Source organism: Streptomyces sp. NPDC057280 (assembly GCF_042668605.1).
In the GTDB taxonomy this organism is placed as follows: Bacteria; Actinomycetota; Actinomycetes; order Streptomycetales; family Streptomycetaceae; genus Streptomyces.
The window spans coordinates 1,745,112-1,768,857 of sequence record NZ_JBHUYR010000001.1; the positions used below are offsets into that span (position 1 = coordinate 1,745,112).

The window sequence follows — 23,746 nt, forward strand, 5'->3', positions numbered from 1 at the left end:
AACGTCCTTATACCGGAAGGAAGTTGATCGGGTGGCTGTCGGTCGCCCACAGGTACTGCACCGCGTACGCCCGCCACGGCCGCCAGGCCGCCGCCCGCGCGGTCAGCGCCGCCGGCGTCGAGGGCAGGCCCAGCTCCTGGGCGGCCTTGCGGATGCCGAGGTCGGTGGGGAGGAAGGCGTCGGGGTCGCCGAGGGCGCGCATCGCGATGACGTCGGCGGTCCAGGGGCCGAAGCCGGGCAGGGCGAGGAGGCGGGCGCGGGTCTCGGACCAGTCGGTCTCCACGCCCAAGTTCAGTGTCCCGTCCGCGAGTTGGCCGACCAGGGTGGTGAGGGTCGTGCGACGGGTGCGGGGCATGGCCAGCGACTCGGGGTCCACTGCGGCGAGTTGCTGCGGGGACGGGAAGAGGTGGGTGAGGCCGCCCTCGGGGTCGTCCACCGGGTCACCGTGGGCCGTCACCAGCCGGGCGGCGTGGGTGCGGGCCGCGGCGGTCGAGACCTGCTGGCCCAGGACCGCCCGGACGGCGAACTCGGCCTCGTCCACCGTGCGCGGCACCCGCCGCCCGGGCGCCTTCGCGACCAGCGGCGCCAGCACCGGGTCCGTGCGCAGCTGGTCGTCGATCGCGACCGGATCGGCGTCCAGGTCCAGCATCCGCCGGCAGCGGCTGATGGCGACCGTCAGATCGCGCAGGTCGCTCAGGGTGAGGCGGCAGGCGACGTGGTCGGGGTTCGGGGTCAGCGCCACGATGCCGTGGCCGTACGGGAGTCGGAGGGTGCGGCGGTAGGCGCCGTCGCGCCACTCCTCCACCCCGGGCACGGCGGTCGCCGCGAGGTGGCCGAAGAGGTTGTCGGGGTTGAGGGGGGCGCGGAACGGCAGCCGGAGCGTGAGAACGCCGGGAGTCACCGCACCGGCGTTCCTGCGCGGCACCCGGGTCCGCAGCTCGCTCGGTGAGAGGGCGAAGACCTCGCGGACGGTGTCGTTGAAGGTGCGGATCGAGGAGAAACCGGCGGCGAACGCGATCTCCGCCATCGGCAGCGTCGTCGTCTCGATCAACAGCCGTGCGGTCTGGGCGCGTTGGGCGCGGGCCAGCGCGAGCGGGCCCGCGCCCAGTTCGGCGAGGAGCTGGCGTTCGACCTGCCGGGTGCTGTAGCCGAGGCGGGCGGCGAGTCCCGGCACCCCTTCGCGGTCCACGACTCCGTCGGCGATCAGCCGCATCGCCCGGGCCACCAGGTCCGCGCGTTCGTTCCACTCGGGTGAGCCGGGGCTGGTGTCGGGACGGCAGCGCTTGCAGGCCCGGAACCCGGCCTGCTGGCAGGCCGCGGCGCTCGGGTAGAACGTCATGTTCGCGGGCTTGGGCGGCACGACCGGGCAGCTGGGCCGGCAGTAGATCCGGGTCGTCAGGACCGCCGTGAAGAACCACCCGTCGAACCGGGCGTCCTTCGACTGGACGGCGCGCACGCAGCGCTCGGTGTCGGTGTGCATCCCCTTCTGCATGGGTCCAGCATGGTGCAGCGGCGGACCGGCGGCTGGCGGGAATCCGACATCAAGCTTGCGCGGGCTGCACCGGCCCGGATCGCCAGGCCGCCTCTCGCAGCAGCCGCAGCCCGTTCAGGCCCACGAGGACGGTCGAGCCCTCGTGGCCCGCGACGCCGAGGGGCAGCGGCAGATGTCCCACCAGGTCCCACGCCACCAGCACGGTGATGAAGGTCCCCGCGATCACGAGATTCTGCACCACCAGCCGGCGGGCGGCCCGGGACAGCCGGACGACCGCGGGTACGGCCGTCAGCTCGTCCCGCACCACGACCGCGTCCGCGGTCTCCAGCGCCAGGTCGGAGCCCGCGCGGCCCATCGCGACCCCGGAGTGGGCGGCGGCGAGCGCGGGCGCGTCGTTGACACCGTCCCCGACGAACAACACCTTGCGACCGGCGGCCTGCAGCTCCCGTACGGCGTTCACCTTGTCCTCGGGGAGCAGGTCCGCGCGGACGTCCGCGATCCCCGTGGCCTCGGCGACACGGGCCGCGGCGCGGGCGTTGTCGCCGGTCAGCAGGACGGGCGCGGTGCCGGTCAGGGCGGTGAGACCGGCCGTGGTGACGGGGGCGGCGGGGCGCAGCCGGTCGGCGAGGGCGAGGGTGCCCACGGGGACGCCGTCGCGGGTGACCTGGACGACGGTGGCGTCGCTGTCGGCGGTCTCGGCACGGCCGACGCTCACCGGGCGGCCGTCGACGGTGGCGGTGACTCCACGCCCCGGTACGGCGGTGAAGTCCTCGGCGCGTGCGATCAGCAGCCCGCGGGTGCGCGCCGCCGCCACGATCGCCCGCGCCAGCGGATGCTCGCTGGGCAGCTCGGCAGCGGCGGCCAGGGCCAGGAGGGTGTCCGCGTCGAGGCCGGAGCCGGGTGTCGGGCGGACGTCGGTGAGCTCGGGCGCGCCCTCGGTCAGCGTGCCGGTCTTGTCGAGGGCGGCCAGGTCGATCTCCCCCAACCGCTCCATCGCCACCGCCGACTTGACCAGCACCCCGTGCCGGCCCGCGTTGGCGATGGCGGAGAGCAGGGGCGGCATCGTCGCGAGGACGACCGCGCACGGGGAAGCGACGATCATGAACGTCATCGCGCGGAGCAGCGCGTCGGTGAGGTCGGCGCCGAAGGCGAGCGGGACGGCGAAGACGGCGAGCGTGGCGGCGACGATCGCGACGGCGTACCGCTGCTCGATGCGCTCGATGAACAGCTGCGTCGGCGCCTTGGTGCGGGACGCCTCCTCGACGAGGGTCACGATGCGGGCGATGACGGAGTCGGCGGGGTCGCGCTCGACGCGGACGCGGAGAGCGCCGGTGCCGTTGAGGGTGCCGGCGAAGACCTCGTCGCCGGGGCGCTTGACGACGGGGAGGGGCTCGCCGGTGATGGTCGCCTGGTCGGCGTCGCTGATCCCGTCCAGGACGCGACCGTCGGCGCCGATCCGCTCCCCCGGACGGATCAACAGGACGTCACCGACGGCGAGTTCGGCGGTCGGGACGACGGTCTCCGCGCCGGAGCCGGTGACGCGGGTCGCGGTCGTCGGCGCGAGGTCGAGCAGGCCGCGCACGGAGTCGGCGGTGCGGGCGGTGGCCAGGGCCTCCAGGGCACCGGAGGTGGCGAAGATGACGATCAGCAGCGCCCCGTCGAGGACCTGTCCGATGGCGGCGGCGCCGAGGGCCGCGACGATCATCAGCAGGTCGACGTCGAGGGTCTTCTCGCGCAGCGCCCGCAGTCCTTCGAGCGCGGGCTCCCAGCCGCCGGTGACGTAGGCGACCGCGTAGAGCGGCCCGTACGCCCAGGCGGGGGCGCCGGACAGGTCCAGGGCGAGGGCCACCAGGAACGAGACCGTCGCCGCGAGCGCCCAGCGGGCCTCGGGGAGGGCGAGGACGCGGGTGCGGCGATGGGGCGCGGTCGGGGTGGGGGCAGAGGCACGGGTGGGGGCAAGAGTCGCTGACACCCGGCCACCATACAGGAACACATGAAGACTCATTCATCTGTTCATGTACGGTGGGTAAGATACCCCGCATGGGTCATGGAGCCGTCACCAGCACCGCCGAGGAGCGCGTACGCCTCGACGCGGGGAACGTCGCGAAGGTCGCCACCACGCTCCAGGCCCTGTCGACGCCCTCCCGGCTGCTGATCCTGGCGCGGCTGCGCGAAGGGCCGCTGCCCGCGACGGAGTTGGCGGCCGAAGTGGGGATGGAGCAGTCGGCGTGCTCGCACCAGCTGCGGCTGCTGCGCAACCTCGGTCTGGTCGTCGGCGAGCGCCGCGGCCGCTCGGTGGTCTACACCCTGCACGACCACCATGTCGCCGAACTCCTCGACCAGGCCGTCTACCACGTGGAGCATCTGCGGCTGGGCCTCAGTGACACCACCGACTGAAACGCCTTCCGCGCACCGCATGTGGCCGCTGTACGCGGCCGGATTCACCACCGCGTTCGGGGCGCACGGCATCGCCGCGAACCTCGGCGCCGACAGCGGCGACGCGGTCACCTCGCTGCTCGTCCTGGGCGGGCTGCTCGCGCTGTACGACGGTGCGGAGGTGCTGCTGAAGCCGCTGTTCGGCACGCTCGCCGACCGGGTCGGGGCGCGGCCGGTGCTGCTGGGCGGGCTGGCGGCGTTCGCCGTGGCGTCCGCGCTCTACGCCCTCGCCGGCAGTCCGGGCTGGCTGTGGGCCGCCCGGCTCGGTCAGGGGGCCGCCGCCTCCGCCTTCTCCCCCGCGGCGTCCGCGCTGGTGGCCCGGCTGAATCCGGCGGCCAAGCACGGGCGGGCGTTCGGGAGTTACGGCTTCTACAAGTCGATCGGCTACACGCTGGGCCCGCTGCTCGGCGGAGTGCTGGTGTGGGCGGGCGGCCTGCGGCTGCTGTTCACGGTGCTCGCCGTGCTGGGCGCGGCGGTGGCGCTGTGGGCGCTGGTCGCGGTACCCGTCGTACCGCCGCTCCCCCGGGCCCGGCTGACGGTGGTCGACCTGGCGCGCCGGCTGGCCGATCCGGCGTTCCTGGTGCCGACGGCCGCGCTGGCCGGGGCGACCGCCGCGTTGTCGGTGGGCGTCGGGTTCCTGCCGGTGTCGGGGACGGTGGCCGGGCTGGGCACGGTGGCGACCGGCGCGGCGGTGTCGGTGCTGGCCGCATGCGCGGCGGTCGTCCAGCCGCGGGCGGGACGGGCGCTGGACGCGGGCCGGATCACCACGCGGAGCGGGCTGACCGCCGGGCTGCTGCTCGCGGCGGCGGGGCTGGCCTGCGCGATGCTGCCGGGTCTGACCGGGATCCTGCTCGCCGCCGCCCTCGTGGGCGCGGGCACGGGCCTGATCACCCCGCTGGGCTTCGCCGCCCTCGCCGCCTCGACGCCTCGGGAACGGCTGGGGCAGACCATGGGCGCGGCCGAGCTGGGCCGCGAACTGGGCGACGCGGGCGGGCCGTTGCTGGTCGCGGGGGTGGCCGCGGCGACGACACTGACGTACGGGTACGGCGTGCTGGCGGTACTGCTGGCGTGCGGGCCGGTGGTGGGGTGGCGGGGCACGGCGGCGGGCGCGGGCTCATGGAGCCGGGGCGTCCTGAGAGATCTCCGCTGAACGGCATCCGGGCTCATGGAGCCGGAGCGTCCAGAAGGATGTCCGCTGAACGGCATCCGGGCTCACGGAGCCGGGGTGTCCTGAATGCCGTCACATTCCCTTCGCCCGCGCCGCCAGCAACGCGATGTCATCGTGGACCGAGCCGGTCGCCGCGTGGGCCAGGATGCCGTCGAGGATCTCGTCGAGGTCGCCGCCGGGCGGCAGGCGCAGGTCGGTGAGGCGGCTGAGGGACATGTCGATGTCCTCGTCGCGGCGTTCCACCAGGCCGTCGGTGTAGAGGAGCAGGGTGCCGCCGGGCAGGCCGGGGCGGGTGACGGTCTCGTAGGCGCCGAGGCCGGTACCCAGTGGGGGGCCGGCGGGGAGCGGGACCAGTTCCACGTGGCCCTCGGAGGTGATCGCCAGCGGGGGCAGGTGGCCGGCGTTGGCGTAGCTGATCGTGTCGGTGGCCGGATCGCCGAGGGCGAGCAGGCAGGTGGCGACGCGGTCGAAGCCGGACGCGGCGATCATACGGTCGGCGGCGTGGAGCATCTCGTGGAGCGGCAGCCCCGAGGAGAAGGCGAGCGCCCGGAGCATCGACCGGTAGTGGCTCATCGCGACGGCCGCCTCCACCCCGTGGCCCATCACGTCGCCGATGACGAGGAGGTTGCGGCCGTGCGGAAGCGCCAGCGAGTCGTACCAGTCGCCGCCGACCACCGCGCTGTCGTCGGCGGGGAGGTAGCGGGACGCGGTCTCCAGGTCGGGATGCGGGAGGGTCGGCTCGCTGAGCAGGGCCCGCTGGAGCTCAAGGGCCATGGTGTGTTCACGGGCGTAATGCCGGGCGCGTTCCAGGGCGCGGGAGGCGCGGCCGGCGAGTTCCTGGGCGACCACGCCGTCCTCCACCGTGAAGGCCGGTGAGGAGCCCGCCCGCACCATGGCGAGGACGCCCACGCTCCGGGAGTCCGTGGTGAGCGGCACGACGAGGCCGGAGTGGATGCCGGCGGCCCGGTACTCCGCCAGCCGGTCCGCGTACGGGCCGCGCAGCCCCGGCGGCCGTCTGCCGGGCACGGGCGTCAGCAGCGGTCTGCCCCGTTCCAGGACCCGTCGCACGGGGGACGCCGCGCCGTGCTCGTTGACCTCGTCCAGCACGGGTGGCCTGCCGAGCCGCCGGGCCAGCTCCGGGCTGCGGCTCACGGCGGCGCGCCGCAGCCGTACCACCCCGCCGGGCGGGGGTCCCGGCGGGCCGTCCTCGACGACCAGGTCGACGGAGGCGCCGTCCGCCAGGTCCCGCACCACGAAGTCGACGAGTTCCCGGCAGGTCCGCTCCAGGTCGAGCGTGGTGCCGATGCGCAGGGTGGCCGCGTGGATCATCGCCATCCGGCCGTGGGCCCGTTCCAGTTCGTTGACGTACCGGCGCGGCTCGGTGACCTCCACGCCGACGGCCACCAGGCCGATGACCTCGCCCCGCTCGTCGTAGCGCCGGTGGTAGGTGCACTGCCACTCCCGGCGGACCCGGTGGGCGCCGGTGCCCATGCTGCCGGAGACGACGACGTCACGGGGCCGGCCGTCGCGCAGCACCGCCCGGGGCACGTCGACGGGCCGCTCCACGCCGGGCATGACCTCGGTGAGGGTGCGGCCCAGGTGCTCCCGCAGCGGTACGCCGTTGATCCGGGCCATGTGGGGATTGACGTACACATAGCGCAGCCGGGTGTCGAGGACGGCGACGGCCGCCGAGCCGCCCTCCACGATGTCCCGCAGCAGCCGGTACTCCCGCCTCAGCTCCCCCTCCGCGCCCACCGGCAGCGCGTCGGCGTCCGCGGACAGCAGGGTCCGCGGGAGAGAGGGGTCCGTCCCCACGGGCGCCTCCCGTTCTCCAGGACAGGGGTTCCATGATCGGGCCGGACGGTGCGAGGCGCATGTCGCGGGCCGCCGCGCACGGGGCTGGTGAACATGTGGATCAAGCGTGGGTACGGCTGAGCCGCACCCTGACGGGCGAACGCGACGCCGCACCCGGATGGCGCCGCCTCGGCGGCGAAACCGCCTGGTCAGGGTCATCACGCGGAGGGCGCGGGGTGGCCGTGGGGCGGCCTGACCGGTTTGCGGGGCGTCTGCCCCGTTCTCACGGTGGGCCCAAGGACTGCAGTTTCGAGCGCTTCGAAAGGAACTTCATGCGCGCCCTAGTCTCCCGCGGCCTCCTCGTGCCGCCCCTGGTCTGCGCCGCCCTCGTCTTCGGCCAGGCCGGCACCGCCGCCGCCGTCGGTGACGTGGGCCGAGCCGTGCCGGGCCCGAGCATCGCGGAGGCGGCTGTGCGGGCCGACGCCGGGATGGACACGTTCCTGGACTCGCTGCTGGCGGAGAGCACGCTGCCGGACGGCACGCGCCTCGACCCGGCGCTGTCGGCCGACCCGCTGCTCGAGCCGGCCATGACGGACGGCGCCCGGCTCGACCCGGCCGCGGCCACCTCGTACGCGGCGGAGATCCGCGCCTGGGGCGCCACCGTCCAGGAGCGTCTGCGCGGCCTCGAGGCCCCCGCGAACCGGACCGTGGCCCAGGCCGCCGACCCCGTGGACGATCTCATCGCCCAGGTCGAGGCCGCCGTCGACGGTCTGCTCAGCTCGCTGACCTCGCTGGACCTCGGCGGGGTGCTGAGCGCGGTGACCGGGCTCCTGTCGCCCGTGCTCGGCCTCATCACCGGGCTGCTGGGCAGCGCGGTGCCGGACCTGCCCGACATCCCCGCGGCCTGATCAGCCGGCCTGCGCGGCGAACACCGCGTACGCCTGCTCAGCCGGCCTGCGCGGCGACACCTCGTACGCCTGCTCAGCCGACCTCCGCGGCGAACACCTCGTACGCCTGCTCGCCGAAGAGGACGAACCGCACCTCCGTCACCGAGGTCCGCGCGGCCCGCACCGTCTCCACGGCGATGCGGGCCGCGTCGTCCATCGGCCAGCGGTAGACACCGGTCGAGATCGCCGGGAACGCGACCGTACGGGCACCGAGCTCGTCGGCGACCTTCAGGGACTCCCGGTAGCAGGAGGCGAGCAGGGCCGAGCGGTCCTCGCTCGCGCTGAACACCGGGCCGACCGTGTGGATCACCCACCGCGCGTCCAGTTCACCGGCCGTCGTGGCGACCGCCTGGCCCGTCGGCAGCCCCTTGCCGTATCTCGAGGCGCGCAGCGCGCGGCACTCCGCGAGGATCGCCGGGCCGCCGCGCCGGTGGATGGCGCCGTCGACTCCTCCCCCGCCGAGGAGGGAGGAGTTCGCCGCGTTGACGATCGCGTCGACGCTCTCGCGTGTGATGTCGCCCTGGACGAGCGTGATGGTGGTCTCGGTCATGGCCCCCACTCTGTCCCGAGGCGGCTCACCATGCCACGGGCAGCGCCCTCTTCGCGACCTCGTCGGTGCCGGCCGGGTCCTTGACGCAGACGTGGGCCACCCGGTGGTCGGCGACCGCGCTTTCGCGCAGGAAGCGTGGCCGGCCGTGGAGGCACCGGACCGGTGAGATTCTTCGTCCGCCTATGCCTGCTGCTGTCGCAGCCGCCGCCACACCGCCTTCGCCGCGTTGTGCCCCGACATGCCGTGCACACCGGGGCCCGGCGGGGTGGCCGAGGAGCAGATGAAGACGGCCGGGTGCGGGGTGCCGTACGGGGACAGGGAGAGCTTGGGGCGCAGCAGGATCTGCAGGCCGGTGACCGCGCCGGCGCCGATGTCGCCTCCGACGTAGTTGGCGTTGCGGGCGGCCAGTTCGGGCGGGCCCGCGGTGGCGCGGGCCAGGACCCGGTCGCGGAACCCCGGGGCGAAGCGCTCCAGTTGGCGTTCGAGGGCGTCGGTGAGGTCGCCGTCCCAGCCGCTGGGGACATGGCCGTAGGCCCAGAAGACCTGCTTGCCCTCGGGTGCCCGGTCGGGGTCGACCACACCCGGCTGGACGGTGATCATGAACGGCTTGTCGGGGGCCCGGCCCTCCCGGGACGCGGCCCGCAGCGCGGTACCGATCTCCGCGCTGCTCGCACCGATCTGCACGGTCCCGGCGACGCGGGCCTCCGGCGCGGTCCAGGGCACCGGGCCGTCGAGCGCGTAGTCGACCTTGAAGACGCCCGGGCCGTACCGGTAGCCGTCGTAGTAGCTGCCGAGGCCGGCGATCCGGGCCAGGGCGGTGGGCGAGGTGTCGAAGACGTAGGCGCGCGCGGGCGGCAGGTCGTCGAGACGCTTGACCTCGTAGTCCGTGTGGACGGTGCCGCCGAGGTCCTTGAGGTACGCGGCGAGCGCGTCGGAGATCGACTGGGAGCCGCCGCGGGCGACGGGCCAGCCCCGGGCGTGCGCGGCGAGGGCGAAGACCAGGCCGATGGCGCCGGTGGCGAAGCCGGAGAGCGGTGCCATGACATGGGCGACGAGGCCGGAGAACAGGGCCTTGGCCCGCTCGTCGCGGAAGCGGCGCATCAGCCAGGTCGACGGCGGCATCCCGACGAGCCCGAACCGGGCGAGGGTCACCGGGTCACGGGGCAGCGCGGTCAGCGGCAGTGACATGAAGTCACGGGCCAGGGTGTCCCACTTGGGCAGGAACGGCTCGACGAGCCTGCGGTACGGCCCCGCGTCGCGCGCCCCGAACGAGGCGGCCGTCTCGGCGACCGACCGGGACAGCACGGCGGCGGTGCCGTCGGTGAAGGGGTGCGCCATGGGCAGCTCGGGCTGCAGCCACTCCAGGCCGTACCGCTCCAGGGGCAGGGCGCGGAACGCCGGGGAGTTGATGCCGAGGGGGTGGGCCGCGCTGCACGGGTCGTGCCGGAAGCCGGGGAGGGTGAGTTCCTCGGTGCGGGCTCCCCCGCCGACGGAGTCGCGGGCCTCGAAGACGGCCACGGAGAAGCCACGGCGGGCCAGCTCCACGGCAGCCGTCAGTCCGTTCGGCCCCGCACCCACCACGACCGCATCGAGCATCGACGGCACCTTCGGACCCCTTCGTCAGCCGATGGCCACTGGATCAGGATATGACGGGGCACCGACAGAGCCGGGCCGCGGGGGCGGTTCGGCGGGCGGGGCCGCACATCGGTCCATGACCGTCATCCCACCAGCCGCCGCTTGTGCCGTGCCGGACCTCAGACCGCGCCCGACGCCTGTGCCGTGCCGGACCACAGGCCGTGCCCGACGCCTGTGCCGTGCCGGACCTCAGGCCGTGCCCGCCAGCACCTCCGCGATGCGCCGGGCCGTCGCGGTGTCCCGGGCGGCGGTGAACGGCAGGGTGTTGCCGCCGGTGATGCGGAAGGGGTCGCCGGCACGGGTGAGGTGGGCGCCGCCCGCCTCCTCGACGAGGAGCAGCCCGGCCGCGTGGTCCCAAGCCGCCTCCCACGAGAACGCGGTGGCGTCCAACTGCCCGCGGGCGATGGCCAGATACTCCAGTCCGGCCGAGCCGCAGGGCCGCGGCGCGAGCCCGTCCCTCCACAGTCCGCGCAGGGCGTGCTTCTGCTCGTCCGTCGTGTAGTCCGGGTGGGACGTGGCCACTTCGAGGTCTCGGCCGGGCTCGGGCGGCCCGGCGTACAGCCGCTCCCCGTCGAGGAAGGCGCCCTGGCCCCGTACCGCCGTGGCCAGTTGGTCTCGGGCGGCCGCGTACGTCCACGAGGCGCGCACGACGCCGCCCTGGGCCAGCGCGATCAGCGTGCAGAACCCGGGGTCGCCGTGCACGAACTGCCGGGTCCCGTCGACCGGGTCGACGATCCAGACCGGGGCGTCGCCGCGTATCGCCTCGTACGAGGCCGGGTTGGCGTGCACCGCCTCCTCGCCGACCACGACGGAGCCGGGCAGCAGCGCGCCCAGCGCCTCGGTCAGATACTGCTCGGCGAGCCGGTCGGCGTCGGTCACCAAGTCGTGCGGTCCGCTCTTCTCGTCGACCTCGTGGGCGGCGAGCCGGCGGAAGCGGGGCATGATCTCGGCCGCGGCGGCCTTGCGGACCGCCTCCTCCACGTCGGCCGAGTGGCGGGCGAGAAACTCGTCGATGGTTTCCGTGTCTTCGATCATGACTCCATGAGAGCACGCGCCACTGACAATCCCCACCCGGCGGGTGGATGCCGGGTGGAATCGGGATGAACTCGCGAAGGCACAGGCCGGGGGCTCAGCGCCCCACGGCGTACCCCTGCATCCCGCGCGGGTTGGCCGCCGCCGACAGCACGCCGGTCTCCGGGTCCCGCGCGACGGCGCACAGCCGCCCTTCCGACCAGGCGTCCCCGACGGTCACGTCGTGCCCGCGCCGCCGCAGCTCCTCGACGACCTCCGCGGCCGTGCGCGCCTCGACCGTGACGCTCCCGGCCCGCATGCCGCGCGGGTAGAAGGAGCCGGGGAAGCTGTCGTTGTGCCAGTTCGGGGCGTCGACGGCGCCTTGCAGATCGAGCCCGCCCCGCACCGCCGGCCTCAGCGCGACGGCGAGGAAGAAGTGCAGCTGCCACTGGTCCTGCTGGTCCCCGCCGGGCGTGCCGAACGCCATGACGGGCACCCCGTCACGCAGCGCCAGGGAGGGCGTGAGGGTGGTCCGGGGTCGCCGCCCGGGCGTCAGCGAGTTGGGCAGGCCCTCCTCCAGCCAGGTCATCTGGAGCCGGGTGCCGAGCGGGAAGCCGAGTTCGGGCACCACGGGATTGGACTGCAACCAGCCTCCGCTCGGCGTGGCGGCGACCATGTTCCCCCACCGGTCGACGACGTCGAGGTGGCAGGTGTCGCCGCGGGTGGCACCGTCGGCGCCGACGCCGGGCTCCCCCGGCACCGGGGAGGTGGGCGGCTTGGCGACGGTGGGTTCGCCGACGCCCATGGGGCTGAACCCCGGATCGTCGGCAGCCGGCGCATGCGCCTGCGCGCACAGCCGGGGCGCCCGCCCTCCGGGGCTCCCGGGCCGCAGCTCGTACGAGGCCTTCTCCCCCACGAGCCCGCGCCGCCCGGCGTTGTACGCGTCCGACAACAACTCCCCCAGCGGCACCTCACCGGCGTCCCCGTACCAGGCCTCCCGGTCGGCCATGGCGAGCTTGCAGCCCTCGATCAGCAGATGCACGTACTCGGCGGAGCCGTACGCCGGAAGCTCCGCCGGCAGCAGGGCGAGCTGCTGCAACAGCACCGGCCCCTGGCTCCAGGGCCCCGCCTTGCACAGGGTCCAGCCGTTCCAGTCGTACGTCGCCGGCGCCTCGTACGTCGCGGACCACTGGGCGAGATCGTCAGCGGTGAGCGTCCCGGCGTGCCGCTCCCCACTGGTGTCCAGGGTGGGCCGCTGCGCCTGCCGCACCAGCGCCTCCCCGATGAACCCGGTGCGCCAGACCTCCCGGGCGGCCTCGATCTGCGCGCCCCGGTCACCGGCCCCGTCGACCTCGTCGAGCAGCCGCTTCCAGGTGGCGGCCAGGGCAGGATTCCGGAACAGCTCACCGGCCCTCGGCGCCTTCCCGCCCGGCAGGTACACCTCCGCCGACGAGGTCCACTCCGTCTCGAACAGTTCCCGTACGGTCTCGACGGTGGCGCCGACGTTCTCCACGGGCGCGTGGCCGTGTTCGGCGTACCCGGTGGCGTACTTGAGGACATCGGCGAGGGACTTGGTGCCGTAGTCCCGCAGCAACAGCATCCAGGCGTCGAAGGCGCCGGGGACGGCGGCGGCGAGGGGCCCGGTGCCGGGGACGAGGTCGAGCCCGAGCGACTTGTAGTGCGCGACGGTCGCCCCGGCGGGGGCAACTCCCTGCCCGCACAGCACACGCACGTCCCCACCGGCGGGCGCGAGCAGGATGGGCACCTCCCCGGCGGGCCCGTTGAGATGCGGTTCCACGACATGCAGCACGAACGCCCCTGCCACGGCGGCGTCGTAGGCATTGCCCCCGTCCTCCAGCACGGCCATCGCCGACTGCGAGGCCAGCCAGTGCGTGGAGGAGACCATGCCGAAGGTGCCCTGGAGGGTGGGGCGGGTGGTGAACACGGGCGGACTCCTCACAGCGCGGTGACGGTCCGATGATCGTACGCAGCCACACCTCTGCGTCAGGCCGCTCATCCGGCCGCCCCGCCCCGCGCCGTCACCAGCCCCGACTCGTAGGCGAACACCACCAACTGCGCCCGATCCCGCGCCCCCAGCTTCGTCATCGCCCGGCTCACATGGGTCTTCGCCGTGAACGGGCTGATCACCATGTGCTCGGCGATCTCCTCGTTGCTGAGGCCGCGTGCGGCCAGCGCGGTGACCTCGAGTTCGCGGCGGGTGAGGCATTCCAGGCCGGGGGCGGTGGCGCGGTCGGGTGGGCGGGAGACGAACTCGCCGATCAGGGTGCGGGTGACGGACGGGGACAGCAGCGCCTCACCGCCCGCCACCACCTCGATCGCCTGCAACAGCTCCGCCGGCTCGGTGTCTTTGAGGAGGAAGCCGCTCGCCCCCGCCCGCAGCGCCTCGAAGACGTACTCGTCCACGCCGTAGTTGGTGAGGATCACGACCCGGACGGTCGCGAGCGACGGATCCGCCGCGATGCGACGCGTCGCCTCGATGCCCGTCATCACCGGCATCTGTACGTCGATCAGCGCGATGTCCGGCACCTGCGCGCGCACCAGCTCCACGCCCCGTTCCCCGTCCGCCGCCTCCCCCACCACCTCGATGCCGTCCTCGGCGTCGAGGAGCGCCCGGAACCCGGCCCGCATGAGGGCCTGGTCGTCGACGAGGGCCACTCGGATCACGCGGCCACCTCCAACGGCAGCTCGGCCCGCACGCGGAACCCGCCCTCCGTCCGGGGAGCGGCGATCAGCGTGCCGCCCAGTGCGGTGACGCGTTCGTGCATGCCGCGCAGGCCGATGCCGGGCGTCACCGGGCGGTTCGGGTCAGCGTTGCCGTCGTCCTCCACCACCACCGTCACGCACTCCTCCCCGTACGCCAGCCGCACGCCCACCTTCGCCGCTCCCGCATGCCGCGCCGCGTTCGTCAACGCCTCCTGGACGATGCGGTACACCGCCCGGTCGACCGTCGCCCTCAACGGCTTCTCCTCGCCCTCCACGGTCAGCTGCACCGCCAGGCCTGCCGCCCGCGCCCGCTCCACCAGCACCGCCGGCGTGCCCGTGGGCTCGTCGGTGCGCAGCACCTCCAGCGTGGCGCGGAGTTCGCGCATGGCCTCGCCGCTCGCCTCCTGGATGGCGAGCAGGGCCTCCGGCACCTCCTCGCCGCGCTTGCGTGCCAGGTGCACCGCCACGCCCGCCTGGAGCTTGACGATCGAGATGCTGTGGGTCAGGGAGTCGTGCAACTCCCTGGCGATGCGCAGGCGTTCCTCGCCCGCGCGGCGCAGTGCGACCTCCTCGCGGGTGCGCTCCGCCTCCAGGGCGCGCTGTTCCGTCTGGCGGAGGTAGGCCTGCCAGTTGCGGTCGGCCAGGCCCGTCACGACCGCGCACAGGAACCAGCCCATGAGCAGCGCGGCCTGCTCGACGATCTGCCGGGTGGTCGGGCCCGTCGCGAGATACGCCACCAGGAACACCCCGCCCGCGACGGCCGCCCACGCGCGGTGGCCCACGCGTGCCGCCACGTGGCTCGCAGCGATGACGGGGAGGGCGGCAGGCGGGCCCGGGTGGGCGTGCAGGACGTACGCCGCGCCGCTCGCCGTCGCCACGGCCAGCACCGCCCTGGGCGCCGTGCGGTAGAGCGCCAGGACGGTCGAGGCGACGCCGATCAGCGCGTAGTCGGCGACCGTCGTGTCCGCGTCGAAGGCCGCCGTGACCCCGACGAGGGTGCCGACGAGGACCGCGAGGATCACGTCGACGAGCCGCTCACGCACGGCCACCCGCGCCCCCGGCCCAGCGCCCGCACCCAGCCCCGCCCCCGCCCCCGTCGCCGCTCCCGAGTCCGTCCCGTCGGCCGCCCCCGCCACCGTGCCTACGGTCGCCCCGCCCTGGATCCCGCTCATGTCGGCACACTAGACGGCCGTGCCGACACCCGCGTCAGCCCTGTGGACAACTCCGCGGCTACTCCCCCCGTAGTAGTCCGGCGCCCCCTCCGGCCTCGGCGTCGCAGCGGCAACTCCCTTCCGCCGTACGACGACCGGAGCCCCGTCCCCGGCGCACGCTGTCGCCCATGTCCACTTCATTCCGCTACACCGAGCCCCTGCCGCCCAAGGCAGCCACCGGACGCACCGCCGCGGTCTACGCGCAGCTGTCCCGCGACTTCGGCATCGACGAGCCGCCCACCTTCGTGGTGCTGTCCTCCGCTCCGGAACTCCTCGCCGCCACCTGGGCGTTGACGCGCGAGTCCCTGATCGCCGGCCCCGGTGGCCGGACCGGCAAGGAGCTCGCGGCGCTCGGGGTGTCGCTCGCCAACAAGTGTCCGTTCTGCGTGGACGCGCACACCGTGCTGCTGCACGCCACCGGCGACCACGTCATGGCCGAGCGCATCGCCAAGGGCCATCGGCCCGAGAACGAGGAGCACGCGCGCGTGCTGGACTGGGGCAGGCGGAGCAGGGTGCCCGGCGCGGCCTTCGGCGACGGATCGCTGCCCTTCTCCCGTGAGGACGCCCCGGGCTATCTCGGCACCGTGCTCGCCTTCCACTTCATCAACCGCGTCGTGTCCGCCCTGCTGACCGAGCGGATGCTGCCGGGCAACCTCCAGCGGTTCCGCGCGGTGCGCAGTCTCGCGGGCCGTACGCTCGCCCGGACCGTGCGCCGTACCGCCGTGCCCGGCGAGAGTCTCCCGCTGCTGGACCGCCCCGACCCCGGCGAGGCTCCCGCGTGGGCGGGCGGCACGCCGGTCGGGGTCGCGTACGCGGCGCTGCTCAGGGCCGCCATGGCGGGCGCGGGCCTCCTCACCCGCGAGGACCAGGACGTGGTCGAGGAGGTCCTTCAGGACTGGGGCGGGGAGCACCCCTCGCTCGCCCTGCCCGGCATCCCCGGCCGGGGCGAGCGGCCCGGGGCGCGGCTGGTGCTGCTGGCCGCGCTGGCGCCGTACCGGATCACGGACGAAGACGTGGCGGCGTGGCGCCGGCCGGAGCACACCGACCGCCACCTCGTGCACCTCGTGTCGTACGGGGCGTTCCTCGCCGTCGACCGGATCGAGTCGGCGTTCCGCCACGACATCGCACGCACATGAATCACAGAGAAACAGAGGTTCATAACGGGACACTCGGCGCGTCTGGTGTGCGTCAATCACAGGGCTCAGTCACCGCACATGCACGGAGCGAGTTGGCACTACCGCCCCACAGGGACTCGTGTGACACTGGCGTCCCGTCCACAGTGCGGACACCCTCCGCACCGCCTCCCGTCCACCGTGCGGGCGCCCCGCGCAGCCCGCGCCGCCCCCGTCCGCTGTGCGGACCCGTTCCGCACCCATCCCCCACGAGAAGTGCGCCTGTGCGTTCCCTGCCCCTGCCGCTCGCCCTGACCGCACGTCTGTCCCCGGTCGTCGTGCTCGCCGCCGTCGGCTGGACGCTGTCGTCCGGTCCCGCCTCCACCGGAGGTCACGAGTCCGCGTCGAACGACGACGGCGGCGGCACCAAGTCCGCGTCGGCCCCCGCCACCGCGGCGGCCTCGAAGACGTACGCCTCCTCGCCCGCTCCCTGCGGCAGCATCACGGTGAAGAACATCAAGTCGCTGGTCCCGGGCGCCAAGACGGCCGGCAAGGAGATCCCGTCGACGGACACGAAACTGCGCCGGACCTGCTCCTGGAACGCGCTCAAGGGCTACGACTACCGCTGGCTCGACGTGTCGTACGAGATCACGGACTCGGACGAGTCGGCGGCGAAGACGTACAAGCAGCGCATCGAGGAGAAGAGCGGCGGCGGGGCCGTCCCGGGTCTGGGCAACCAGGCCTACTCCGTCGTGAACCTCACCACGGAGGACAAGCAGCAGACACGTGAGGGCGTGGTGATCGTCCAGGCGTCCAACGCGCTGGTGGTCGTCACGTACAACGGCAGCGACTTCGAGTCGAAGAAGGCGCCCGACACCGACGTCATCAACAAGGGCGCCATCAAGGCGGCGAAGGACGCGGTGGCGGCGCTGGAGGCCGGTCAGTCCGGCTGACCGGCCTCCGCGCCCCCGGGGTCACACGCTCTCCTGCTCCCTCCCCAGCGGCAGCATCAGCGCGACGTACAGCACCAGCGAGGCCCCGAGGCCCACGGCCCAGCCGTAGTCGGCCAGCGGCTTGAGGAACGGGATCAGGCCGTCGGTCGGGAACGGTCCCGTCTTGGATCCGTCGGCGCCGACGCCGGAGTACGAGCCGCCGACCGCGAGCACACCGCCGACGACGAAGGCGAGGATCGCCCGCCAGTTCCAGCCGCCCGAGTACCAGTAGCGGCCGCCCGGCGTGTACAGGTCCGCCAGGTGCAGGACCGTACGGCGCACGATCCAGTAGTCGGCGATGAGGATGCCCGCGACCGTGCCGAGCAGACCGCCGACCACGCCGAGCCAGGTGAAGATGTAGAACTCCGGCGTCGAGATCAGCTTCCACGGGAAGATCAGGATGCCGACGACACCCGTGATCAGCGCGCCCGTACGGAAGTTGATGAGCTTCGGCGCGAGGTTCGCGAGGTCGTACGCCGGGGACACCACGTTCGCCGCGATGTTCACCGAGATGGTCGCGACCAGCACGATGATGAGCGCGAAGAGCAGGCCGAAGGCGTTGTCCGCCTTGGCGGCGAGGGTGACCGGGTCCCAGATCGCCTCGCCGTAGACCACCTCGGAGCCGGAGGTGACCAGCACCGCGAGGACCGCGAAGAGCGTCATGGTCGTCGGCAGGCCGAGCGACTGCCCCCACGTCTGCGCCTTCTGGCTGGCGCCGAAGCGGGTGAAGTCGGGGATGTTCAGCGACAGCGTCGCCCAGAAGCCGATCATGCCCATCAGCGACGGGAAGAAGACCGGCCAGAAGTCAGGGCCCCAGCCCAGCTTCGACGGCTGGTCGAGCAGCGCGCCGAAACCGTCCGCCTTGACCGCGATCCACACCAGCAGCACCAGCGCGCCGACGATCACGAAGGGCGCGGCCCAGTTCTCGAAGTGCCGCAGGAAGTCCATGCCGCGGTAGATGATCGCGATCTGCAGCGCCCAGAACAGCAGGAAGCACAGCCACAGCGGCCACGGGTTCCCGGCGATCTTCCCCGCGTTCTCCCAGTGCCCGCCGGTGAGCTTGGAGCCGAGGGCGAAGATGCCGCTGCCGCCGATCCAGGTCTGGATGCCGAACCAGCCGCAGGCCACGGCCGCCCGGATCAGCGCCGGGATGTTGGCGCCGCGCAGCCCGAACGAGGCACGCGCCAGCACCGGGAAGGGGATGCCGTACTTGGGTCCGGCGTGCCCGGTCGCCAGCATCGGCAACAGCACGATGACGTTGGCCAGGGCGATGGTGAACACCGCCTGCTTCCAGTCCATCCCGAGCGCGACCAGGCCGGAGGCCAGGGTCCAGCTGGGGATGCAGTGGGCCATGGAGATCCACAGGGCCGCGAAGTTGTACGTCGTCCACTTGCGTTCGGAGACCGGGACGGGACGCAGGTCCTCGTTGGCGAAGGGACTCTCGGCGGGAAAGGCCTCGGGACTGAGTTCGATACGGCCGCCGGCGTCGGCGGACTGGGATATGTGCGACCCCGTGGGGACTGTGTCGGTCATGGGCAGGCCAATCAGTGAGCGGGACGGGAGAGGCCGTGCGGGGGCCTTGGGCCCCTCTCCGCCCCGGGACGGCGGGGGGAGAGAGGTGTCAAGGTGTGGGGGGTCGGGGAGGTGGGGCTCAGGCGTTGACCGCGGGGATGACCTTCGCGCCGTACGCGTCGATGGTCGTCTCCTGCGCGTCGTGCATGTCGTAGACGGCGAACTGGTCGACGCCCAGCTCACGCAGGGCGTTGAGCTTCTCGATGTGCTTCTCGACGGGTCCGATGATGCAGAACCGGTCGACGATCTCGTCGGGTACGAACGCGGTGTCCGGGTTGTCGGCGCGCCCGTGATGCGAATAGTCGTACCCCTCACGGGCCTTGATGTAGTCCGTGAGTTCGTCCGGTACGGCGGCCGAGTGCTCGCCGTACTTCGACACCAGGTCGGCGACGTGGTTGCCGACCATCCCGCCGAACCAGCGGCACTGCTCGCGCGCGTGGGCGAGCGCCTCGGGCGAGTCGTCGGCCGTGACATAAGCGGGCGCGGCGACGCAGATCTTGACGTCGGACGGGTCACGACCGGCGGCGGCCGCCGCGTCCTTCACCGCCTTGACCATGTACTCGGTGAGATACAGGTCGGCGAGCTGGAGGATGAACCCGTCGGCCTCCTCCCCGGTCATCTTCAGGGCCTTCGGTCCGTATGCCGCCATCCATACGGGGAGTTCGGCGTCCTCCTTGATCCAGGGGAACTTGATGACCGTGCCGCCGAGGTCGGCCTCCTGGCCGGAGCCGAGGGCGCGGATGACCTTCATGGCCTCGCTGATGCGGGCCAGGGTGTTCGGGGTGCGGCCCGCGACGCGCATCGCGGAGTCGCCGCGGCCGATGCCGCAGACGGTGCGGTTGCCGAACATGTCGTTGAGGGTGGCGAAGGTGGAGGCGGTGACCTCCCAGGTGCGGGTGCCCGGGTTGGTGACCATGGGGCCGACCGTCAACTTCGTCGTGTTGGCGAGGATCTGACTGTAGATCACGAACGGTTCCTGCCAGAGCACGGCGGAGTCGAAGGTCCAGCCGTAGGTGAAGCCGTTGCGCTCGGCGCGCTTCATCAGGCTGACGACCTTCGAGGCCGGCGGGTCGGTCTGCAGGACGAGTCCGAAGTCCATGGGCGCCACTCCTAGTTGAGGTACTGACAGGTGGAACGCGGGGTGTAGACGCCGTGCCCTGCGTGCCCGGTGTACTCCCGCTCGGTGATGACGAGTTCGCCGCGCGAGAGAACGGACTCGACCCGGCCGGTGATGCGCTTGCCCTCGTACGCCGAGTAGTCGACGTTCATGTGGTGCGTCTCGACGGACAGGACCTGCTCGGCGTGCGGGTCGTAGATGACGACGTCCGCGTCGGCGCCGGGGGCGATGGTGCCCTTCTTCGGGTACATGCCGAACATGCGGGCCGGGGTGGCGCAGGCGATCTCGATCCAGCGGCGGCGGGTGATGTGTCCGTCGACGACGGCCTGGTGGAGCAGGTCCATGCGGTTCTCGACGCCGGGGAGGCCGTTGGGGATCTTCGAGAAGTCGCCGCGGCCGAGTTCCTTCTGTCCGACGAAGCAGAAGGGGCAGTGGTCGGTGGAGACGACCTGGAGGTCGTTGGTCCTCAGGCCCTGCCACAGCTTGGCCTGGTGCTCCTTGGGGCGCAGGGGCGTGCTGCACACGTACTTCGAGCCCTCGAAGTCCGGCTCGGCGAGGTTGTCGGTCGACAGGAAGAGGTACTGCGGGCAGGTCTCGCCGAAGACGTTGAGCCCCTCGTCGCGCGCCCGCGCCAGCTCGGCCACTGCCTCCATGGCCGAGACGTGCACGACGTACAGGGGGGCGCCGGCGACCTGGGCGAGCTTGATGGCGCGGTGCGTGGCCTCGGCCTCCAGCAGCGCCTTGCGCACCTCACCGTGATAGCGCGGGTCGGTCTCCCCGCGGGCCAGCGCCTGCTCGACCAGCACGTCGATCGCGATGCCGTTCTCGGCGTGCATCATGATCAGGCCGCCGTTCTCGGCGGAGCGCTGCATGGCGCGCAGGATCTGGCCGTCGTCGGAGTAGAAGACGCCGGGGTAGGCCATGAACTGCTTGAAGGAGGTCACCCCTTCCTCGACGAGCAGGTCCATCTCCTTGAGCGTCTCCTGGTTCACATCGGAGACGATCATGTGGAAGCCGTAGTCGATCGCGCAGTTGCCCTCGGCCTTGGCGTGCCAGGCGTCGAGGCCCTCGCGCAGGGAGTGGCCGACGCTCTGTACGGCGAAGTCGACGATCGTGGTCGTGCCGCCCCAGGCGGCGGCCCGGGTGCCGGTCTCGAAGGTGTCGGAGGCGAAGGTGCCGCCGAATGGCAGCTCCATGTGGGTGTGGGCGTCGACGCCACCGGGGATGACGTACTTCCCGGTGGCGTCGATGGTCCGCTCGCCGGTGAACGCTTCGGCGGCGGACGTGCCCGAGGCGGCGAGGGCGGCGATGCGGCCGTCCTCGATCAGCACGTCGGCGTGGATCTCGTCGGACGCGGTGATGACGAGACCACCGCGGATCACGGTACGGCTGCTCATGCTCCCTCTCCTGCCAGGGTGGACGATGTGATCAGGGTGCGGTCAGCGGCGGGTAGGCGTCCGGGCGGCGGTCCCGGTAGAACTGCCAGCGGTCGCGGACCTCGCGGAGCTTGGCCAGGTCCAGGTCGCGGACGACGAGTTCGGTCTCCTTGTCGGAGGCGACCTCGCCCACGAACTGGGCCTCCGGGTCGACGAAGTAGGTCGTCCCGTAGAAGTCGTTGTCGCCCAGTTCCTCGACACCCACCCGGTTGATCGCGCCGACGAAGTACTCGTTGGCGACGGCCGCGGCGGGCTGCTCCAGCTGCCACAGGTAGGCGGACAGTCCGCGGGAGGTGGCCGACGGGTTGAAGACGATCTCGGCACCCGCGAGGCCCAACGCCCGCCAGCCCTCGGGGAAGTGGCGGTCGTAGCAGATGTAGACGCCGATCCTCCCGACCTTGGTGTCGAAGACCGGCCAGCCCAGGTTGCCGGGGCGGAAGTAGAACTTCTCCCAGAATCCCGGGACTTGGGGAATGTGGTGCTTGCGGTACTTGCCGAGGTACGAGCCGTCGGCGTCGATCACGGCGGCCGTGTTGTAGAGGACGCCGGGCTGCTCCTCCTCGTACATCGGCAGGATCAGGACGATGCCGAGTTCCTTGGCGAGCGCCTGGAACCGCTTGACGATCGGCCCGTCCGGGATCTGCTCGGCGTACTCGTAGAACGCCTTGTCCTGGACCTGGCAGAAGTAGGGCCCGTAGAACAGCTCCTGGAAGCACAGGACCTGAGCACCCTGCGCGGCCGCGTCGCGGGCCGCCTGCTCGTGTACCTGGATCATCGATTCCTTGTCGCCCGTCCACGCGGTCTGGAAGAGGGCGGCACGGATCACTCTGCTCATCGGGACCTCCGGTCGCTCGGTGTGCGAGAAGGCTAGAAAGCCGGCGAGCAGGCTTTGAGTTGCACCGTGTCACGTCTGCGGGCGCCGGGCGAGCCACGGTGTCACCCTGTCGTGGACCCATGTTTCACCGCCGTTTTCCCAGGTCGTGGCATGTTTCAGGCCTGTTGCGCGTCATGCGCGAGGAGCGCGATGTGCACCGAGGCGGCCTGCTCGAAGTCGTCGAGGTCGACGCCGAGCCGGGTCTGTATCGCTTCGAGGCGCCGGTACAGCGCGGGGCGCGAGACGTGCTGGAGCTGGGCGGTGCGGGACTTGTTGCGACCGGTGGCGAGATACGTCCGCAGGACGGCCAGCAGCCCCTCCCCCGATCCGGAGTCGCACAGCAGCCCGTCCAGCTCTCGTTCGGCGAAGGACTGCACATGCGGGTCGTCGCGCAACAGCCGTATCAAGCCCCGCAGATGAACGTCCTTGAGGCGCACGACGGCCGGGAGGTCGAGCGCTCCGGAGGCGACGGCGTCGGCGACGTGCTGGGCCTCGCGCATCCCGGCGGGGACGTCGTCCCAGGCCGTGCGCGGGTCGGCCGCGGCCACGACCGTCTGGGTCAGCCGGGCCGCGAAGTTCGCCGTCAGGACGGCCGCGTCCTGGTCCCGGGCCAGGCTCAGCAGCACGGCGGTGACCCCGTCGGCGAGTTCGGCGACGAGCCCCGGCAGCCCCAACAGCCGCAGCACCCGGTCGAGTTCGGCCGGGTCACCGTCCCGTACGACGAGCGGCACGAACGTCCGCCGGTTGACGGGCAGTCCGGCGGCCCGCGCCCGCGGCAGCAGTTGCCGGGCCGGTACGACCCCGCTGACGAGGTCGGTGAGCAGGCTCTGCGCGGACTGCTCCTCCCAGGTGTGGGCGGAGTTGCCGCCGAGCATGCGGTGCAGGACGAGGGCCTCGGCGGCCCGGTCGGCGAGCAGCCGTCCGGAGGCGGTGTCGCCGCGGTAGCCGCAGAGCAGGATCTGCCCCCAGCGTTCCCCGCGCCCGCCCAGTTCGGCGCGGATCCAGCCGTCGCCCTCGGTGCCGCCGGCCTGCCGGGCGATGCGCTCCCAGTCGCGCAGCACGTCGTCCACGGCCGGCCGCTCCCCGGCGGTGGCGAGGACGCGGTGGGCGAGGTTGGTGACGACGACCGGGCAGGCGCTGTGCTGGGCGACCTCGTCGAGCAGGCGCTGGAGCGGGGCGCCCGCGGTGATGAGCCCGGTGAGGGAGGTCCGTACGGCTTCGGAGAGGCTGACGGCGGCGAACTTCCGCCGGACCAGCCGGGACTGCACCTCCTCGGTCAACTCGGCGAAGGGGAAGGGCCGGTGGAGGACGACCATGGGCAGCCCGCACCGCTCGGCGGCCCGGCGCATGACGTCCGGCGGGGCCGGGAAGGCCCGGCCCAGACCGAGGACGACGGCGGCGGCCTCCGCCCGGTGCAGGGACTGGATGTACTCGGCCTGCGCACCCTCGTCACCGGCGAGCAGCACCCCGGTGGTGAGGACCATCTCACCGCCGCTGAGCATGACGCCCACGTCGGCGGCCTCGGCGACATGCACCCAGCGCACCGCCCGGTCGAGCTGGGCCGCGCCGGCCACCACCTCGGGCTCCCCGGCGAGCACCCGTTCCAGGGTGAGGACCTGGCGGACGGACAGGGCCGGTGCCAAGTGGTCCAAGGTGGTGGTCATGGCGTACATCC

At 72.8% G+C, this 23,746-nt stretch carries 19 protein-coding genes; 5 read left to right on the plus strand and 14 right to left on the minus strand.

Annotated elements, in window-relative coordinates; translation table 11 throughout:
* Positions 1-7: 7 nt before the first annotated feature.
* Both ACFUO4_RS07975 and ACFUO4_RS07980 read right to left on the minus strand, forming a co-directional pair.
* Positions 8-1,492: an AlkA N-terminal domain-containing protein gene (locus tag ACFUO4_RS07975; RefSeq protein WP_383480998.1), complete on the minus strand. Its 1,485-nt coding sequence runs from the start codon at positions 1,490-1,492 to the stop codon at positions 8-10.
* Positions 1,493-1,541: 49 nt separating this feature from the next.
* On the minus strand, positions 1,542-3,497 hold the full coding sequence (locus tag ACFUO4_RS07980) for a heavy metal translocating P-type ATPase (protein ID WP_383481001.1): 1,956 nt from the start codon (positions 3,495-3,497) through the stop codon (positions 1,542-1,544).
* A gap of 35 nt (positions 3,498-3,532) precedes the next feature.
* On the opposite strand from ACFUO4_RS07980, the gene ACFUO4_RS07985 reads away from it, so the two are divergent.
* On the plus strand, positions 3,533-3,889 hold the full coding sequence (locus ACFUO4_RS07985) for an ArsR/SmtB family transcription factor (protein WP_383481004.1): 357 nt from the start codon (positions 3,533-3,535) through the stop codon (positions 3,887-3,889).
* Between the two features lie 19 nt (positions 3,890-3,908).
* Positions 3,909-5,078 carry an MFS transporter gene (locus ACFUO4_RS07990; protein WP_383481007.1) on the plus strand — a complete coding sequence of 390 codons (1,170 nt, stop codon included), beginning with the start codon at positions 3,909-3,911 and terminating at the stop codon, positions 5,076-5,078.
* A 90-nt stretch (positions 5,079-5,168) separates the two neighbouring features.
* Here the strand turns inward: ACFUO4_RS07990 and ACFUO4_RS07995 are convergent, their stop codons facing one another.
* Entirely contained in the window at positions 5,169-6,911 is a 1,743-nt protein-coding gene (locus tag ACFUO4_RS07995; protein WP_383481010.1) for a SpoIIE family protein phosphatase, read from the minus strand.
* 311 nt (positions 6,912-7,222) lie between these two features.
* On the opposite strand from ACFUO4_RS07995, the gene ACFUO4_RS08000 reads away from it, so the two are divergent.
* Positions 7,223-7,798 carry a hypothetical protein gene (locus tag ACFUO4_RS08000; RefSeq protein WP_383481013.1) on the plus strand — a complete coding sequence of 192 codons (576 nt, stop codon included), beginning with the start codon at positions 7,223-7,225 and terminating at the stop codon, positions 7,796-7,798.
* A gap of 73 nt (positions 7,799-7,871) precedes the next feature.
* Here the strand turns inward: ACFUO4_RS08000 and ACFUO4_RS08005 are convergent, their stop codons facing one another.
* The 6 genes from ACFUO4_RS08005 to ACFUO4_RS08030 form a co-directional block, all read right to left on the minus strand.
* The gene (locus ACFUO4_RS08005) at positions 7,872-8,387 is read right to left on the minus strand and encodes an O-acetyl-ADP-ribose deacetylase (RefSeq protein WP_383481016.1); all 516 of its coding nucleotides are present in this window, start codon (positions 8,385-8,387) and stop codon (positions 7,872-7,874) included.
* Between the two features lie 180 nt (positions 8,388-8,567).
* The gene (locus tag ACFUO4_RS08010) at positions 8,568-9,983 is read right to left on the minus strand and encodes a phytoene desaturase family protein (RefSeq protein ID WP_383481019.1); all 1,416 of its coding nucleotides are present in this window, start codon (positions 9,981-9,983) and stop codon (positions 8,568-8,570) included.
* A gap of 228 nt (positions 9,984-10,211) precedes the next feature.
* Positions 10,212-11,057, minus strand: a complete 846-nt coding sequence (locus ACFUO4_RS08015; protein WP_079312416.1) for an inositol monophosphatase family protein — start codon at positions 11,055-11,057, stop codon at positions 10,212-10,214.
* Between the two features lie 94 nt (positions 11,058-11,151).
* Positions 11,152-12,978 (minus strand): gamma-glutamyltransferase family protein, encoded by a 1,827-nt coding sequence (locus ACFUO4_RS08020; RefSeq protein ID WP_383481022.1) that lies wholly within the window; start codon positions 12,976-12,978, stop codon positions 11,152-11,154.
* Between the two features lie 68 nt (positions 12,979-13,046).
* A complete protein-coding gene (locus tag ACFUO4_RS08025) occupies positions 13,047-13,718 on the minus strand; it encodes a response regulator (RefSeq protein WP_383481025.1) in 672 nt (223 codons plus the stop codon).
* A complete protein-coding gene (locus tag ACFUO4_RS08030) occupies positions 13,715-14,929 on the minus strand; it encodes a sensor histidine kinase (protein ID WP_383481028.1) in 1,215 nt (404 codons plus the stop codon). The genes ACFUO4_RS08025 and ACFUO4_RS08030 overlap by 4 nt, the downstream gene beginning before the upstream one ends.
* Positions 14,930-15,096: 167 nt before the next feature.
* Here ACFUO4_RS08030 and ACFUO4_RS08035 point away from each other — a divergent pair, with 167 nt between their 5' ends.
* A complete protein-coding gene (locus tag ACFUO4_RS08035) occupies positions 15,097-16,104 on the plus strand; it encodes a carboxymuconolactone decarboxylase family protein (protein ID WP_383481031.1) in 1,008 nt (335 codons plus the stop codon).
* A 260-nt stretch (positions 16,105-16,364) separates the two neighbouring features.
* Positions 16,365-17,033 (plus strand): hypothetical protein, encoded by a 669-nt coding sequence (locus tag ACFUO4_RS08040; RefSeq protein WP_383481034.1) that lies wholly within the window; start codon positions 16,365-16,367, stop codon positions 17,031-17,033.
* Between the two features lie 21 nt (positions 17,034-17,054).
* Here ACFUO4_RS08040 and ACFUO4_RS08045 read toward each other — a convergent pair whose 3' ends face one another.
* From ACFUO4_RS08045 to ACFUO4_RS08065, 5 genes are all read right to left on the minus strand, one after another.
* Positions 17,055-18,605 (minus strand): NCS1 family nucleobase:cation symporter-1, encoded by a 1,551-nt coding sequence (locus ACFUO4_RS08045; protein ID WP_383481037.1) that lies wholly within the window; start codon positions 18,603-18,605, stop codon positions 17,055-17,057.
* A gap of 118 nt (positions 18,606-18,723) precedes the next feature.
* Positions 18,724-19,743 (minus strand): TIGR03842 family LLM class F420-dependent oxidoreductase, encoded by a 1,020-nt coding sequence (locus tag ACFUO4_RS08050; protein WP_079311879.1) that lies wholly within the window; start codon positions 19,741-19,743, stop codon positions 18,724-18,726.
* 11 nt (positions 19,744-19,754) lie between these two features.
* Entirely contained in the window at positions 19,755-21,158 is a 1,404-nt protein-coding gene (gene hydA, locus ACFUO4_RS08055) for a dihydropyrimidinase (protein ID WP_126275149.1), read from the minus strand.
* 31 nt (positions 21,159-21,189) lie between these two features.
* Entirely contained in the window at positions 21,190-22,032 is an 843-nt protein-coding gene (locus tag ACFUO4_RS08060) for a nitrilase-related carbon-nitrogen hydrolase (protein ID WP_079311880.1), read from the minus strand.
* A gap of 155 nt (positions 22,033-22,187) precedes the next feature.
* A complete protein-coding gene (locus ACFUO4_RS08065) occupies positions 22,188-23,735 on the minus strand; it encodes a PucR family transcriptional regulator (protein ID WP_383481042.1) in 1,548 nt (515 codons plus the stop codon).
* Positions 23,736-23,746 lie beyond the last annotated feature (11 nt).